Source organism: Acinetobacter sp. 1000160, assembly GCF_000588715.1.
Lineage (GTDB): Bacteria > Pseudomonadota > Gammaproteobacteria > Pseudomonadales > Moraxellaceae > Acinetobacter > Acinetobacter courvalinii.
The window spans coordinates 404,001-420,859 of the sequence record NZ_JFWP02000003.1 but is presented as its reverse complement, the minus strand read 5'-3'; the positions used below and the strand labels follow the sequence as shown (position 1 = coordinate 420,859).

Here is a 16,859-nt window from a genome sequence, read left to right as displayed (position 1 = left end):
TAAAATCGTTGGTGAGGCGGGTATTTTCCGTTATAATTTAGCACTTTTAAAATCTATGCCACGCACCGGGTTCGATTGTAAAACTTTAAAAACAACGTACCTTGTTGCATATAGCCAAATTCAAAATTATGGAGTGTCTTGGTTGTGAGTACTCGCTTTATGACATCAGCTGAAATCCGTGAAGCATTTTTGCGTTATTTCGAATCGCAAGGGCATACACGCGTCGCGTCGAGTTCTCTCGTTCCCGCCAACGACCCAACGTTGCTATTTACCAATGCTGGTATGAACCAGTTTAAAGACTGTTTCTTAGGTCTGGAAAAGCGCGATTATGTCCGTGCCGTTTCATCACAAAAATGTGTCCGCGCAGGCGGTAAGCATAATGACCTCGATAACGTAGGTTACACCGCACGTCACCATACCTTCTTTGAAATGTTAGGTAACTTCTCTTTCGGTGATTACTTCAAACAAAATGCGCTTAAATTTGCCTGGGAATTCTTGACCAGCGAACAATGGTTAGGTTTACCGAAAGATCGTTTATATGTCACGGTTTATCATACTGATGATGAAGCCTTTGATATCTGGAATAAAGAAATCGGTCTAGACGCAGATCGTATTATCCGTATTGGTGACAATAAAGGCGGACAGTACGCATCAGACAACTTCTGGGCAATGGGTGATACAGGGCCATGTGGGCCATGTTCTGAAATTTTCTATGACCATGGCGATCATATCTGGGGTGGCTTACCGGGCTCACCAGAAGAAGATGGTGACCGTTTCATCGAAATCTGGAACAACGTTTTCATGCAGTTCAACCGTACTGCGGATGGTGTGATGCACCCTCTTCCAGCACCTTCTGTGGATACAGGTATGGGCTTGGAGCGTATTTCTGCAGTATTGCAACACGTTAATTCAAACTATGAAATTGATTTGTTCCAGCACTTATTAAAAGCAGCGGCTGAAATCATTGGTTTGGATACCACTGCCATTGAAGCAGAAGCGAAAGCTCAAAATAAACCGGTTGAATACCCTGCTTCTTTAAAAGTGATTGCAGACCATGCACGTTCATGCTCATTCTTGATTGCTGACGGTGTTAACCCTTCAAATGAAGGTCGTGGTTATGTGTTGCGTCGTATTATTCGTCGTGCCGTCCGTCATGGTAACAAGTTAGGTGCAACAGGTTCATTCTTCTACAAGATGTTACAGCCGCTAATTGAAGTGATGGGCGATGCTTATCCAGAACTTGCTGCACAGCAAGCACGCATCGAAGCACAGCTTCTTAAAGAAGAAGAGCAATTCGCGAAGACACTTGAGCAAGGCTTAAAGTTGTTAGAAGGTGAATTAGCACAACTAAAAGGCAATGTGATTGCTGGTGAAACCGTATTTAAACTATATGACACTTACGGTTTCCCAACGGATTTAACGGCTGATATTGCACGTGAACGTGATCTGACCATTGATGAAGCTGGCTTCGAAGTTGAAATGGCTGCACAACGTCAACGCGCACGTGATGCGGGTAAATTTGCAGTCGACTACAACAGCATTGTCAAAGTTGAAGGCGAAACTCAGTTTGATGGCTACGATGCAACTCAAGGCCAAGGTCAAATTGTTGCGATCTACAAAGATGGCGTTCAGGTTGATGAAATCAACGAAGGTGATGAAGCACTTATCGTTCTAAATCAAACACCTTTCTATGCGGAAAGCGGCGGTCAGATCGGTGACACAGGTATCTTCAAGAACGATACCGGTATCTTCGAAGTACAAGATACCAAAAAATCGGGTGGCGCTTTTGTCCATCAAGGTATCGTCACTATGGGTAGCCTAAAAGCAGCTCAAAATGTTGAAGCAACAGTGAAAGCCGACATCCGTGCTGCAACAGCGCGTAACCACTCAGCGACTCACCTTCTTCATGCCGCTTTACGCCAGATTCTTGGTGAGCATGTTCAACAAAAAGGTTCTTTGGTTGCAAGTGATGTTTTACGTTTTGACTTTGCCAACGATCAACCTGTTTCATTTGAACAGTTGCAACAGATCGAGCGCTTAGTCAATGCAGAAGTGATTGCAAATACTGCGGTAACCACTGAACTGCTTGATATCGACACAGCAAAAGCCAAAGGTGCAATGATGCTGTTCGGTGAAAAATATGGCGAAGAAGTTCGAGTACTGTCGATGGGTTCAGTGATTGAAGAGAAAAACTTCTCGATCGAACTTTGTGGCGGTATTCACGTGAAGCGTACGGGCGATATTGGCTTGTTCAAAATCACTTCTGAAGGTGGCGTAGCTGCGGGCGTTCGTCGTATTGAAGCCGTGACGGGTACCAAAGCAGTTGAAGTGGTTCAAAAAGCTGAAACTGATATCCAAACCATCAATGGCTTGTTAAAAGCACAAAAAGATCAAACAGTTGAAAAAGTTGAAGCGATTGTCGAAACCGCGTCTAACCTGCAAAAGCAAATCGAGCAGCTAAACCAAAAATTAGCCAGCTTCCAGGCGGCTGATCTGTTGGATCAAGTAAAGGAAATTGCGGGTCGTCAAACTTTGATTACCACTGTACAAGGTTTGGATGCCAAATCATTACGCAATCTACATGACAGCGTAAAATCAAAATTGGAAGATGCAGTCATTATTTTAGCTGGTGTTGATGGTGATAAAGTGAGTTTAATCGCCTCTGTCGCTAAACAATATGCTGCAACTCTAAAAGCAGGTGACATCATCAAACACTTGGCTCAAGAGCTGGGTGGTAAAGGTGGTGGTAAACCTGACTTAGCACAAGGTGGCGCGCCACTTAACGAGAAGTTTGATCAAGTGATGGCAGCATTACCTGCCTGGCTTGAGCAATAAACAGAACTTCACTTTTGTGTAACTGACCCTGATGCCTCTCAGGGTCATGGCTTATATGGAACAACTATGGCATTAATCGTTCAAAAATATGGCGGTACCTCTATGGGTACTCCTGAGCGCATTTTAAATGTTGCTCGTCGTGTCAAGCGCTGGCATGATCATGGTCACAAGGTGGTCGTGGTCGTATCTGCAATGAGTGGTGAAACCAACCGCTTACTTGCGCTTGCCAAAGCCATTACCAGCACCCCTGACCCACGTGAATTAGATCAAATGGTGTCAACGGGTGAACAAGTAACGATTTCCATGTTAGCTATGGCACTGAATTCAATTGGTGTAGAAGCTAAATCATATACAGGTCGTCAGGTTGGGATCAAAACTGATAGCGCGTTTACCAAAGCACGTATTGAATCGATTGATACTGATGTGATGACGGCCGACTTAGATGCAGGCCGTGTAATCGTTGTTGCTGGCTTTCAGGGTTATGATGCCAATGGCAATATCACAACGCTGGGCCGTGGTGGTTCTGATACTTCTGGTGTGGCACTTGCAGCCGCATTAAAAGCAGATGAATGCCAGATCTATACCGATGTGGACGGTGTTTATACCACTGACCCACGTGTAGCGCCAAAAGCGAAAAAAGTCGACCGTATCTCTTTTGAAGAAATGCTTGAAATGGCATCTTTAGGTTCAAAAGTTTTACAAATTCGCTCTGTTGAATTCGCAGGCAAATATCAAGTGCCATTACGCGTATTATCAAGCTTTGATAATGAAGATGATGGCGCATTTGATGAAGATTTCAAACAAAACGTAGGCACACTAATTACGACTGAGGCAGAAGACGACATGGAACAACCAATCATTGCAGGTATTGCATTTAATCGTGACGAAGCAAAATTAACCATTTTGGGTGTTCCTGACGAGCCAGGTATTGCTTCTAAAATCTTGTCACCTATCAGTAATGCCAACATTGAAGTGGATATGATCATCCAAAATGTTGAAGAAGATGGTACGACTGATTTCACTTTCACGGTCAACCGCAACGACTTGGCGAAAGCAAAAGCGATTTTAGACCAAACTGCTAATAGCATTGAAGGTTGTGAAGTTGTAACCCGTGATGACATCGTAAAAGTCTCAATCGTGGGTGTCGGTATGCGCTCTCATGCAGGCGTAGCGAGCAAAATGTTCACTGCACTGGCTGAAGAAAGCATTAATATTCTCATGATTTCTACATCAGAAATTAAGGTTTCTGTGATCATCGAAGAAAACTACCTTGAGTTGGCAGTTCGTTGTTTACATACAGCTTTCGGCCTAGACCGTGAACACGGCGAAAGCAGCGCTCGTGCTTAATTAATAGCTGCTTAAACATATTTACTTGTGAGTAAATAAGAAAAAAAACAGAGCCACTATAGTTTTTTTTATAGTGGCTCTGTTATATTAGCCCTGAGGTTTTTAAGAAGATTCTCACAGAACTTACGAAAAAGAATGTTTTTTACATATTTCTGTTAGAATTTTCTGTATATTAGGCTGTGCTTTCGAACAATGAATTCCCTGTCGCAAGTTTAAGCGTTTAGCAAGGAGATAAACATGCTGATTCTGACCCGTCGTGTCGGAGAAACATTAATGATTGGGGATCAAGTCAGTGTTACTGTGCTTGGCGTAAAAGGCAATCAGGTGCGTATTGGTGTAAATGCTCCAAAAGAAGTTTCTGTGCATCGTGAGGAAATTTACCAACGTATCCAACATGAACGTGCCATGCATGAGCATCTGCAACATCTTGATCAAGATTATCAACATTCTTATGAAGAAGATAATAACGAGTTCCCTCGTCATAATAACTTCAACCGTTAATGTGCAGAATTCTTTTCTGAACAATTAAAGCGACTATTTATAGTCGCTTTAATTGTTTATAGACCTAGTGCTTTTTTCACAGGTCCATAACTGCGGCGGTGTTGATCAATTACACCATGGGCCGCGATCGCTTCAAAATGAGCCTTGGTTGGATATCCTTTATGTTTGGCAAAGCCATAGTCCGGATATTGCTGGTCAAGCACCTGCATCTGGCGATCACGTGTGACCTTGGCCAGAATACTGGCGGCACTGATTTCGGCATGACTTGCATCTCCCCCGACAATTGCTTCACACGCAATCGTTATTCCTTTTGGAATCTGATTACCATCCACAATCACTTTTAATGGCTGGGTATGCAAGCCTTCTACCGCACGACGCATTGCCAGAAAAGTTGCCTGTAAAATATTAAACTCATCAATTTCAGCATGGGTTGCTTCAGCAATTGACCATGCCAATGCCTTTTCCTGAATTTCCAAGAATAATTTTTCGCGCTTCTTCTCTGTTAGCTTTTTAGAATCATTTAAACCTTGAATCGGATTACTTGGATCTAAAATGACAGCAGCGGCAACCACAGAACCCACTAAAGGCCCACGTCCCGCTTCATCTACACCCGCAATTGTCATACTACTTCTCTCAAAAATAGGCTGATGACTCAGCCTGATCTTATTAACCTGCTTTTTTAAAGGTTTCCGCCACACATGCATTTACAGTTTGTGAAACCACTTGAGTCACAATGGTTGCACGAGCAGTAGGATCAATGGCAGCTGTCGCTAATTCAACCGCTGTTACGCTGTTTGGTGCTTTTTCGCTAACACAACCACAGACTTCAGTCTGGATATTTTCACGTTGTTCAGCAGTCATTACACGTGTTGCTGTTTTCCAAGCTGGTAAGGTATTAATCTCATTAATACATTTCGCATTTACTGCAACTTTTAATGCCGCCATACCCAATTGCTGAGAAGTCGCGCCAGCCGAGTTGCTGCCATCTGGTGTTACACATCCTGTTAGGGCTAAAACAACAGGGGCAACAATAAGTACCAACTTTTTCATGATTTCTTACCTGTATCTAAATTTTTGGCAGGCGTATTGTGCCTAAATGAGTGGCTTTATGATATGACTCAGCGCAAACTTTACATAATATAACAATTATAACTAAGCAAAATTCTGTATGAACGTTCTAAGCATAAAACGCTCCGTTACATTTCCATTGTATGAGAAATAACAAGGAGTTATTAGAATTAAAATATCCATTTATAAAAATGCCAGGATGTTGCAATGTCAACCTCATCACAATATTACACACGTACGGCACAAGTTATTCATTGGCTCATGGCTGCAATTTTTATCACTGCTTGGCTGATTGGTTTTTACAGTGGTAATTTTCTGAGCTATGAGGTCGATGGCAGCTTTAAAGGCGACGTCATCACCCTACATAAGAATATTGCCACGACTATTATTTTCTTGGTGGTGATCCGGATTTTCTGGCGCTACACCCACCCCGTTCCGCAACTGCCAGACACCATGTCACCCATGATGAAAAGCTTGGCCCATGTCGGACATTTCTTGCTGTATTTAATGTTATTAGCTTTACCGATTACCGGCTGTTTATTTAGCTGGAGTGCCGGACACCCTGCACCAGTTCTGTATTTATTCGAAATTCCACGCTTAGTACAGGACAACCCTGATCTGATGGCTATTGTTAAACCCATCCATATTTATCTTTCATGGTTTGCAGGCTTATTGGTTGCTGGTCATGCCTTAGCGGCCATCAAACATCATGTAGTGGATAAAGATAATGTGCTACTCAGCATGTTACGCCAGCCTAAAAAATAAAATGTCCAGATAATAAAAAAACCGCTTAAAGCGGTTTTTTATTATACGAAAACAATTAGAGCATGTTGACTTCAGCAATCCACTTTTGCTTTTCTTGATCCGAGATAAATGAAGCTTCAAAAGAGTTAATCGCAAGCTGCTTTAATTCTTCATTGCTCAGCTCCAGCGCCTGCTGAATGGCAATGAAGTTATCATTCATATAGCCACCGAAGTACGAAGGATCATCTGAGTTCACTGTCACATGAACGCCTTTCTGCAATAAACGGCGAATGTTGTGATCAGCCATATCATTCACAACACAAAGCTTTAAATTACTTAAGGGGCAAACGGTTAAAGGCATCTTTTCTGCAATCAGACGCGCCATTAGTTGTTCATCTTCTTCCGAACGTACACCATGGTCAATACGATTGACTTTAAGTAAATCCAGCGCTTCCCAGATATATTCTGGTGGACCTTCTTCACCTGCATGCGCAACGATTAAGAAACCTGCTTCACGTGCTTTGGCAAAAACACGCTCAAATTTCGAAGGCGGATGTCCCACCTCACTTGAATCTAAGCCAATGGCAATAATGTCATCTTTGAAAGGTAAGGCCTGTTCAAGGGTTTCAAATGCTTTCTCTTCACTTAAATGGCGTAGGAAGCACATGATCAATTGAGAGCTAATGCCAAATTTCGCTTTGGCATCTTCACAAGCTCGTTTCAGACCCGCAATTACCGTTGCAAACGCCACGCCACGCTCGGTATGCGTTTGCGGATCGAAGAACATTTCAGTATGTACGACACGATCTTCAGCACATTTTTCAAAATATGCCCAGGCAAGATCATAAAAATCCTGCTCATGCACCAGCACATTCGCGCCGGCATAGTAGATATCTAGAAAAGATTGAAGATTGTGAAAGTTATACGCCTGCTTCACTTCTTCAACAGATTGATAAGGAATCTGAATCTGATTACGCTGTGCAATTGCAAACATCAGTTCCGGCTCAAAAGTCCCTTCAATATGCACATGCAATTCGGCTTTGGGTAAGGCACGAATCAGCTCGATTTGATTCATATAAACTCCACGTCTAAAGAAAAAAGGGTGTTACCAAACGGACACCCTTTTCGGGTTCTTTGCTGGAATAACAATAGCAGCAAAGAATAATGTAAAAAATGATAAATCTTGGATTAGCCGCCAAAAGCAGCAAATTTAAATACCCAAAGTGCTGCGATGATCCAAACCATATACGGTACGGTTTTCGCTTTACCTGTAAATAATTTCACCAATGCGTAGCTAATAAAGCCCATAGCAATACCATCAGCAATTGAGTAGGCAAATGGCATAAATACAATGGTTAAAAATGCAGGAACGGCTTCAGTAATATCATCCCAGTCAATATTGGTGATTCCTTGAATCATCAACACACCAATGAACAATAAAGCAGGTGCAGTTGCAAAACCTGGTACAGATTGAGCCAATGGCGCAAGGAATAAACAGCTTACAAACAAGAATGCGACCACAACAGCCGTCAAACCTGTACGACCACCTGCAGCTACACCTGACGCAGATTCAATATAAGGTGTCGTTGATGAGGTACCTAAAGCAGCACCCGCAACAATCGCAGTTGAATCGGCAAATAAAGCTTTTTTCAAACGTGGCAATTTACCATCTTGCAATAAACCTGCACGATGTGAAACCCCTACCAGTGTCCCTGTACTATCAAATAAATCGACAATAAAGAAAACAAAGATCACGCCGACCATACTGGCTGTAAACAGACCTTCAAAGTCCATTTGCATAAATGTCGGTGCAATCGACGGAATCTCGCCAACCACGCCCTTAAATTCATTTAAGCCCATTAAGGTTGCAATCGCAGTCACCGCCAAGATACTGATAATGATAGCGCCACGTACCTTAAACTGATGCAACACCACAATGAGCAGGAAGCCGAATAAGGCAAGCAAGACGGTTGGCTGTTTAATATCACCCAGTCCAACCAAAGTTGCCTGATTGGCAACAATAATGCCTGAGTTCTTTAATGCAACCAAAGCCAGGAACAAGCCAATACCGCCACCAATGGCAAATTTAAGTGACATAGGTATCGCATTGACAATTGCTTCCCGGATTTTAAAGAAGCTGATCGCAAGGAAAATAATCCCTGAAACAAAAACCGCAGCGAGTGCTGTTTGCCAAGGCACACCCATGCCTAAGCAGACAGAATAGGTAAAGTAAGCATTCAAGCCCATACCAGGTGCCAGTGCGATTGGATAATTCGCAATAATCCCCATGACCAAACAGCCGATTGCAGCAGCCAGACAGGTCGCAACAAACACCGCTCCGTGATCCATTCCTGTTTCAGAAAGAATGAGCGGATTTACAATAATGATGTAGCACATGGTTAAGAATGTGGTTACACCTGCCAAAACTTCTGTTCTAAAGTTAGTTTTGTTATCGCTTAATTTAAATAAGCGTTCTAACAAACCAGCTGAAGCATTAGGCGTTGTCATAACATAGCACCTGTTAAAATCTAAGATCGTAGGACGTGAAATCTATACTCTTGTGCGGCAATCTTTTTTGAATTTGCACAAAAGAGTACTCGAAGCTAGAAAGCAATCTATATGCCAGCTTGGTACTTGTTACATAGACAACATGTATAAATTTAATTTCGCTATCAAAACGTAAAAAGCCGCATATCTTGATGCAGCTTTTTATTTAGTGGTAAATATTTTAACAGATTCTATTTAAAACTTGCGCATCACCAAGCAAAAAAAGACCATTTAATCGACGATCCCAAGTAATCCACTGCATTACCAGCCCCATACCTGATCAACGCCTACTAATTACTTGGCCTATATGAAGACAGTTGGTTGCGGGGATCGTGTTGAATCGTATCCAGGCTATGCTCTGCATCCTGTACAATTTTCATGAGCTCTTGGCGCTTTTTGGTTTGTGCATCGACATAGGCAACATAGCCTAAAATGACAATGGCAAAGCTCACAAGCAAACTAAGTGTAATCTTCATTATTATTATCTCTATTTTAATGTTTTCTTTAATACTAGCAAAAAAGTATTAAACCAGGTACAAACAAGCATAATAAAACCAAAAATGAGAACCACATCACAATTATACAGTTATTTTCAAGTTTTATTGCTTATTTTTCATACAGTTAGATATTAGAATATTACCGTAATTTAAGCAATAGCATTTTATATAATTCAATAAGATAGATATAGATTACATCTTTATTTGCATGGCTATTTTATTGACTGACAATAAAAAAGCACCTCTGCTAGTACAGAGATGCTTAAAAGAAAATCAACCCACTTATTTAGAACTGGTAATTTAAACGCACCAAGAAGTTGCGTGGCGTACCAGGCATGGTATTTGATCTCCAATAAACTTTATCGGTAAGATTACTTACCGCGAAGGTCGCTCCCCAGTGCTCCCCTTTATAACCCAACGCAGCGTCTAGACGTGTCCAGCCATCGAGTTTCGTATCTGGAGCATTGGATAAATTGGTATAGAAAGACCCATTATAGGTCGCACCAACCTCAGTATAGATATTTTCTACTGGTAGATAGCGAACAAACAAGTTTCCTGTATTTTTCGCAACATTTGCTAAATAATGACCAGCACTGGCAGATTTGGGATCTTTATCATCTTTTACTTTTGCATCTGTATATCCATATCCACCACGAACAAATACATTATCAAGCACTCGCCCGATAAAGCTGAATTCAGCTCCTTTAGACTGATGTTCACCACCTATGACATAATCAAAAGGGCGATTATCTGGATCAGGACGATAACGAATATTTTTCTTACGGATATCAAACACAGAAAATTGAGTATTCAAACGGTCATCAAACCAATCACTTTTTACACCAATCTCATACTGCTCATTATATTGTGGCTCTGCATTTACGGTTCTCAAATCAACTGTACCATTGGTAAATGGCGAAACGCCCGCACTACCACCAAATGGCGCAAAGCTTTTACTATAAGATGTATAAAAACTCTGGTTATCAACTGGCTGCCAGACAAAGCCCACATTTGGACTAAAAGTTTCAGCATTCATTGTCACTGACTGCCCATAGGTTTTTGAATCAATTAAAGTATCACGAGTTTTTACTTCATATTGATCATAACGGGCACCCAACATCATTTTTAATTTCGGTGTTAAAGAGACTAGATCCTGTACAAAAAATGCCAAGCTGTCATTATTTTGATGGGTATAAGAGGTTGCTTTTGGCCGACCATGATTACGATCAAAAGAAGTCTGATAATCTTTTACATTATATGGATTAATTAATTGATAATATAATCCAGCCTTATCTCCACTTGAATAATTACCTAGTTTAGGTTCACGATCTTCATGTGACCAATCGGCGCCAACCATGAGCTGGTGTTCTAATTTACCCGTATTAAATTTGCCCGTAATATCAAATGTATTTGTCGTGGTCTTATTCATGGTTTCTTGCCAGGCATAAGATTGCTTGATATAGCCAGATTTGCATCCTTTCGTATCATCAGTACAATAACTTCCACCAAAGAAATTATCGAAATCTTGATTGGCTTGGCGATAGCTCAACGCCCAATGAAATTTCCAGTCCGGCGCAAATTCATATTTCAGATCGGTACGTACCGTTTGCAATTCATCCACAATGAAATCCGATGGAGTTGCAAAGCCCGTCTCTCTTAAAATATTTTCAGGAAAACGCTTTAATACTGAAAATGATGGACCACGATCAGGTGTACGATCTAATTTGTCGTAGGTATATTCCGTTGTCCATAACAACTTTTCATCATCACTACGATAGGTCACACTTGGGGAGAACATCGATTGTTTTGTGCCAATACCTGAACGGAAACTATTGGTATCAGATTTCTCACCAACCAAACGTATCGCCCAATTATCATTCACAACCTGATTAATATCTAAGTTTCCGCCAATGTTGTCATAAGAACCACCAAAGATGCCCACAGAACTTTTAGAGTCAAAATTGGCAAACTTAGTCACCATATTCACAACTCCACCGCCTGCACCACGTCCATATAGTACAGAAGCAGGACCTTTTAGGATCTCAATTCGTTCAACGTTTGCAGTACTACGGCGTACCTGCCCGCCCTCTCGTACGCCATTGCGATAAATATCACTCGTGTCAGCACTAAAACCACGAATCATAATACCATCACCGCGTGTATCATAAGTTGTGGTTACACCTGGCGTACCTTGCAACATGACACTCAGATCATTGGCCCCATAGATTTTGTACTTTTGCACATCAATCGTATCGATGGTCTGTGGAATATCTTTTTTCTTCAAACCATTACGCGTTACACTTGCCTGCTCATAATCGATATAGCTCTTGATCGGATCAAGTTCACTCATCGCTTCAATTTTAATGGTAGGCATCACTGCCGTTGGCGTTGTTGTTTCATCTGCAAATGTATAGTGCGCTTGCAACATCATCACGGTTAACAAACTCAGCTTAAAAGCAGATTTGCTGTTTCCACCCAAGTGAAAATTACTCATAAAACTCTCAAAAAATTCAGACGAAAAATTAAAAACAAATTAAAAAATATAAAACATTACAATTTTAATAAAAATCATTCTCATTTTCACTATATTTTCTACCAATTCGATTTTTTAGATGTTTTCTTAAACAACCTAGACAATTACCAAGGCTCTAATCAACCTAAATCAGACGAAAATCCCTCTACTCTACACTTAAAAAGACATGAACCATCTGACTATAGCTACAGGAGAAATTGCCCAAATATTCAATAAAGACTTAGCTCGAAAGTGCTAGAATCAGCCCATCTAGCATCAATTGTTTTTACAAAAAATGAGAAAAGAACTTCAAGCTAAAATCATTCAAGTTTGTGATGAAAAATTGCCAAAAAAGGCAGTGATGTCGGGCTTTCTTTTTATGCTTTCTTTGCCAATAAAAATGATGATCCTGAACGTTTAATGGAAGCTGCTCACTGGTGGATCATGAAGCATCAGCTTAATCACTTTGAGAAAGCTACCAAAATTAAGGCCTTAATTTTAAGTGAATCTACTTAAAAAATGAGTCATGAGAAATGCATGGGTCATGGTGATGACAAATTCAAGGAACAAGGCGTTGATTAAGCAGCACGTTTTCTGCTAATAGAAGCTTATAACCAGATTCAACCCAAAAAATATTGAGCAGCACAATGAAAAGTAAAATATTGCAGTGATGTTATAAAAATAGCCAAAGGATTTTAAACCGAACTCAACCAGTTCGGTTTTTTTATTGTTAAAAAATTAATGCGAACTGGATTTTGACAATAGGTTCAAGATCAATACACCACTCATAATCAGCGCAATTCCAATAATCCCCCATATATCCAGTTTTTGATCAAACACGAACCAGGCTACTATGGTAATTAAAACAATCCCGACGCCTGACCAGATCGCATAGGCAATCCCGACTGGAATGGTTTTAAGCGTCAAAGAGAGACCGTAAAATGCAATCACATACCCCAGCACAACAACAATTGAAGCGAGCGGCTTGGTAAAACCTTCACTGCTTTTCAATGCTGATGTAGCAATCACTTCCGCGATAATTGCGATAAATAAAATAATCCAGTTTTTCATTTCACCGCACCTCAGCAGGTCTATATTTATGATGATAAGAGTAAAAATACTCAGAGAAAAAAACACCCTTCTGTTAAAGGGTGTTTTTAGTGTCTAATTGAACAAGTCGAATTGAAAGCTTAGGCTGACTTCTTGGCCATATTGTTTTTACGGATGGTAATCATCAGTAATTGTACAGCGGCTGGTGTTACACCTGGAATACGGCTTGCCTGCGCCAAGGTTTCTGGACGAACTGTCTTCAACTTCAAGGTAATTTCACGTGATAAACCTGAAATACCATCATATTCAAAATCAGCAGGAATCTTGGTTTCTTCAAGACGCTTCAATTGCGCCACATCTTCATGCTGGCGATTGATATAGCCTTCATATTTCACCGCAATTTCAATTTGCTCACCGACTTGCTGTGAAACTTCCGAACCGGTTAATTCCGCAATTTGACTGAAATTGATATTTGGACGTTTCAACAAATCAACCGCACTACATTCTTTGCTGAGATCGGCACCCGTCATTTCAACGAATTTTTTACCCATTGGGTTGTTTGGTGCAGCCCACAAATGTTGTAAACGAGAGGTTTCGCGTTCAACAGCTTCCATTTTTTCGCTATAAGCCGCCCAACGCTCATCATCCACCAGACCCAGCTCACGACCAATCGTAGTTAAACGTTGATCTGCATTGTCTTCACGCAACATCAAACGATATTCCGCACGTGAGGTAAACATACGGTACGGCTCTTTGGTGCCTAATGTAATCAGGTCATCAACCAACACGCCCATGTAAGCCTGATCACGTTTTGGTGTCCACTCTTCTTGTTCCCAAGCACGGCGCGCAGCATTTAAGCCTGCAAGTAACCCTTGTGCTCCCGCCTCTTCATAGCCTGTGGTACCGTTAATTTGACCAGCAAAATACAGGTTTTGGATCGCTTTGGTTTCAAGTGTGAATTTCAAGGCTTGTGGATTGAAATAATCGTATTCAATCGCATAACCCGGACGCAGGATATGTGCATTTTCCATACCACGGATCGAACGTACCAGATTGAACTGCACATCAAACGGCAATGAAGTCGAAATACCATTTGGATAAAGCTCATGGGTATCTAAGCCTTCTGGCTCTAGGAATACCTGATGTGAATCCTTATCAGCAAAACGATGAATTTTATCTTCAATCGATGGGCAATAACGTGGACCAACACCTTCAATCACACCGGTATACATTGGTGAACGGTCTAAACCGCCACGGATAATTTCGTGGGTTTTTTCACTGGTATGGGTGATATAGCAATTGACTTGCTCAGGGTGCATTGAGGCATCACCCATAAATGACATGACAGGAGATGGAAAATCACCCGGTTGTGGCGTCATCACAGAGAAATCAACTGAGCGTGCATCAATACGTGGTGGTGTACCTGTTTTTAAACGTCCCACAGGAAGTTTAAGTTCACGTAAACGATGAGCCAGTGCAATTGATGGTGGATCTCCTGCACGGCCGCCACTCGAGTTTTGTAAACCGACATGGATCACACCACCGAGGAAGGTACCGGTTGTCAGTACCACAGTTTTGGCATCAAAACGGATACCCATCTGGGTCACAACGCCCTTCACTGCATCGCCTTCAACAATTAAGTCATCTGCCGCTTGCTGGAAAATGTCCAGATTGGCCTGATTTTCCAGCGTATCGCGAATTGCAGCTTTATAACGTACGCGATCTGCCTGTGCACGTGTTGCGCGAACGGCAGCGCCCTTACGTGAATTGAGAATACGGAATTGAATACCACCTTTATCCGCCGCAAGCGCCATGGCGCCACCAAGGGCATCAATCTCACGGACCAGATGTGATTTACCAATACCACCAATTGCCGGGTTACAGCTCATCTGACCCAAAGTTTCAATATTATGCGTCAACAATAATGTTTGTCTTCCCATACGTGCCGCAGCAAGTGCCGCTTCCGTACCAGCGTGACCGCCACCAATTACGATAACGTCGTAAACTTTAGGATAGTGCATAGTGGTAAATATGTATTCAAAAAATGACAGAGTATTATATAGGAGTTTTGCAGCAAATTGGCAAAAACCGTCAACATTCTGATTGATTCTAGGCCTCAGTTATGCTGACAAAACATACAAAAAGAAACGTTCTGTTGCATTTTCATCTTATACTTAACAGAGCTACTTAAACTATTAACTCGAACACCACTGTTTTATTTGATGAATTTCTTATCCTAAAAAGTGCATAACAAATACTTTAGGAAAATGATATGAACACAAAGCTTTTATTTTCATCTCTTATTTGTAGCCTATGTTTTAGCGTAGCTGCACATGCGGCGAATACCAAAGCTACCCAAGACCCACAAGCCAAAAAGTATCAACAGGTTTGTAAAGGCAAAAAACAAGGTGACCCAGTTTCATTTGCGTATAAAGGCGTTGTTTTCAACGGTTCGTGTGAACCTAATGAAGCAGGTAAACTCGCATTCCAGCCACCTATGCCAGCTTCTAACGCTGCTGTAGACACACAAAGTCGTCTCTCTGAAACCCAGTCCGCTCCACGTCCAGTGAGCAGTGCTCCTATGGAAGCTGCGCCTGCGATGAGTGCACCGGCAGCGACACCTGCTCCGCCAGTTGCTCCTGATGTTGAACAGACTGCGCCATAATTGCAGCAAGAATAAAGAAGGTCTTCATGACCTTCTTTTTTGTCTATAAAATCTAAAAACAATGTAATAGCGCTCATGCCGCCAAATATTTGCTGTTAAAATTGTAATCTGTCTATTTTATAATCCCTTTAATAAGTTTTAATCTATTACAATACCCACAAATACATTTATTTAGGTTTTCCTGTGAACTGGCTACAAATTCATATTACTGTTGATCAAAATCAAGTTGAACTGACCGAAACATTGCTTCTTTCATTGGGTGCGGTGAGTGTTACTTTAGATGATGCAGAAGATCAGGCCCTGCTTGAGCCATTACCAGGTGAAACACCTTTGTGGAATAAAGTCATCGTTACAGGTATTTACCAACAAGAAGAAGATGACCCGATTGATGTAGATGCTTTGGAAACTTTCCTTAAAGCTCAACTTCCAGATGTGCCGATGCGCCATGAATACCTTGAAAATCAGGTGTGGGAACGTGCCTGGATGGATTATTACGAACCGATTCAAATCAGTGAAAAATTCTGGATTGTTCCTGAATGGTTAGAACCACCTGAAGCCGATGCGACCAACATCAAGCTTGATCCAGGTCTGGCTTTTGGTACAGGTAACCATGCCAGCACTTTCTTATGCTTACAATGGTTAGGCAAAACCGATGTTAAAGATAAAGTTGTCATCGACTATGGTTGTGGTTCAGGTATTTTAGGCGTTGCGGCCCTTTTATTAGGTGCTAAAAAAGTTTATGCAACCGATATCGACCCGCAAGCTGTACTCGCAACCAAACAGAATGCCGAGTTAAATGGCGTGCTTGACCGCCTTTATGTCGGCTTGCCTGAAGAGTTTGATCAGGAATTCAAACCTCAACAGGCTGATATTCTGGTTGCCAATATTCTTGCAGCCCCACTGATGGCACTTGCGCCTGAATTCTCAACTTTATTAAAAAATGAGGGAGAGTTCGCACTAGCAGGTGTAATTGAAGAGCAAGTTGCTGATGTTTCTAGCGTTTACGCCGAGTTTTTTGATATATTAGAAATTGAAAAGCGTGAAGAAAACTGGTGCCGCATTTCAGGAAAACGAAAAACAAGCTGAGAATTTT

Annotated in this window: 14 protein-coding genes and 1 pseudogene; 7 read left to right on the top strand and 8 right to left on the bottom strand. The window is 41.5% G+C overall.

Features of this window, described 5'->3' with window-relative positions; all coding sequences use genetic code 11:
- Nucleotides 1-144 precede the first annotated feature (144 nt).
- The 3 genes from alaS to csrA all read left to right on the top strand — a co-directional run bounded on the left by alaS (nt 145) and on the right by csrA (nt 4,683).
- Entirely contained in the window at nt 145-2,835 is a 2,691-nt protein-coding gene (alaS, locus tag J699_RS10395) for an alanine--tRNA ligase (protein WP_171070832.1), read from the top strand.
- Between the two features lie 66 nt (nt 2,836-2,901).
- Nucleotides 2,902-4,182, top strand: coding sequence for an aspartate kinase (locus tag J699_RS10400; RefSeq protein ID WP_005229607.1), 1,281 nt, complete (start codon nt 2,902-2,904; stop codon nt 4,180-4,182).
- A gap of 237 nt (nt 4,183-4,419) precedes the next feature.
- On the top strand, nt 4,420-4,683 hold the full coding sequence (csrA, locus tag J699_RS10405) for a carbon storage regulator CsrA (RefSeq protein WP_004771563.1): 264 nt from the start codon (nt 4,420-4,422) through the stop codon (nt 4,681-4,683).
- Between the two features lie 56 nt (nt 4,684-4,739).
- Here the strand turns inward: csrA and rnhB are convergent, their stop codons facing one another.
- A complete protein-coding gene (rnhB, locus tag J699_RS10410; protein WP_032867372.1) occupies nt 4,740-5,306 on the bottom strand; it encodes a ribonuclease HII in 567 nt (188 codons plus the stop codon).
- Between the two features lie 43 nt (nt 5,307-5,349).
- Nucleotides 5,350-5,733: a hypothetical protein gene (locus J699_RS10415; protein ID WP_004771561.1), complete on the bottom strand. Its 384-nt coding sequence runs from the start codon at nt 5,731-5,733 to the stop codon at nt 5,350-5,352.
- 225 nt (nt 5,734-5,958) lie between these two features.
- Here J699_RS10415 and J699_RS10420 point away from each other — a divergent pair, with 225 nt between their 5' ends.
- Nucleotides 5,959-6,516 (top strand): cytochrome b, encoded by a 558-nt coding sequence (locus tag J699_RS10420; RefSeq protein WP_032867373.1) that lies wholly within the window; start codon nt 5,959-5,961, stop codon nt 6,514-6,516.
- Between the two features lie 55 nt (nt 6,517-6,571).
- Here J699_RS10420 and J699_RS10425 read toward each other — a convergent pair whose 3' ends face one another.
- The 4 genes from J699_RS10425 to J699_RS10440 form a co-directional block, all read right to left on the bottom strand.
- Entirely contained in the window at nt 6,572-7,570 is a 999-nt protein-coding gene (locus tag J699_RS10425) for an adenosine deaminase (RefSeq protein WP_032867375.1), read from the bottom strand.
- A 113-nt stretch (nt 7,571-7,683) separates the two neighbouring features.
- Nucleotides 7,684-9,003: an NCS2 family permease gene (locus J699_RS10430; RefSeq protein ID WP_005229589.1), complete on the bottom strand. Its 1,320-nt coding sequence runs from the start codon at nt 9,001-9,003 to the stop codon at nt 7,684-7,686.
- A 329-nt stretch (nt 9,004-9,332) separates the two neighbouring features.
- Complete coding sequence (locus tag J699_RS10435; RefSeq protein WP_032867376.1) at nt 9,333-9,518, bottom strand: hypothetical protein; 186 nt, start codon at nt 9,516-9,518, stop codon at nt 9,333-9,335.
- Between the two features lie 307 nt (nt 9,519-9,825).
- Nucleotides 9,826-12,033 (bottom strand): TonB-dependent receptor, encoded by a 2,208-nt coding sequence (locus tag J699_RS10440; RefSeq protein WP_032867377.1) that lies wholly within the window; start codon nt 12,031-12,033, stop codon nt 9,826-9,828.
- Between the two features lie 313 nt (nt 12,034-12,346).
- On the opposite strand from J699_RS10440, the pseudogene J699_RS19790 reads away from it, so the two are divergent.
- Nucleotides 12,347-12,567 (top strand): annotated as a pseudogene (locus J699_RS19790) (DUF6500 family protein).
- A 222-nt stretch (nt 12,568-12,789) separates the two neighbouring features.
- On the opposite strand, the gene J699_RS10445 reads toward J699_RS19790, so the two are convergent.
- The gene (locus J699_RS10445; RefSeq protein ID WP_005229577.1) at nt 12,790-13,122 is read right to left on the bottom strand and encodes a DMT family transporter; all 333 of its coding nucleotides are present in this window, start codon (nt 13,120-13,122) and stop codon (nt 12,790-12,792) included.
- A 119-nt stretch (nt 13,123-13,241) separates the two neighbouring features.
- Nucleotides 13,242-15,122, bottom strand: a complete 1,881-nt coding sequence (gene mnmG, locus J699_RS10450) for a tRNA uridine-5-carboxymethylaminomethyl(34) synthesis enzyme MnmG (protein ID WP_009514640.1) — start codon at nt 15,120-15,122, stop codon at nt 13,242-13,244.
- Between the two features lie 251 nt (nt 15,123-15,373).
- Between mnmG and J699_RS10455 the strand changes: the two genes are divergently transcribed.
- On the top strand, nt 15,374-15,766 hold the full coding sequence (locus J699_RS10455; RefSeq protein WP_032867378.1) for a hypothetical protein: 393 nt from the start codon (nt 15,374-15,376) through the stop codon (nt 15,764-15,766).
- Nucleotides 15,767-15,949: 183 nt separating this feature from the next.
- Nucleotides 15,950-16,852 (top strand): 50S ribosomal protein L11 methyltransferase, encoded by a 903-nt coding sequence (gene prmA, locus J699_RS10460; RefSeq protein ID WP_005229571.1) that lies wholly within the window; start codon nt 15,950-15,952, stop codon nt 16,850-16,852.
- The last annotated feature ends 7 nt before the right edge of the window (nt 16,853-16,859 follow it).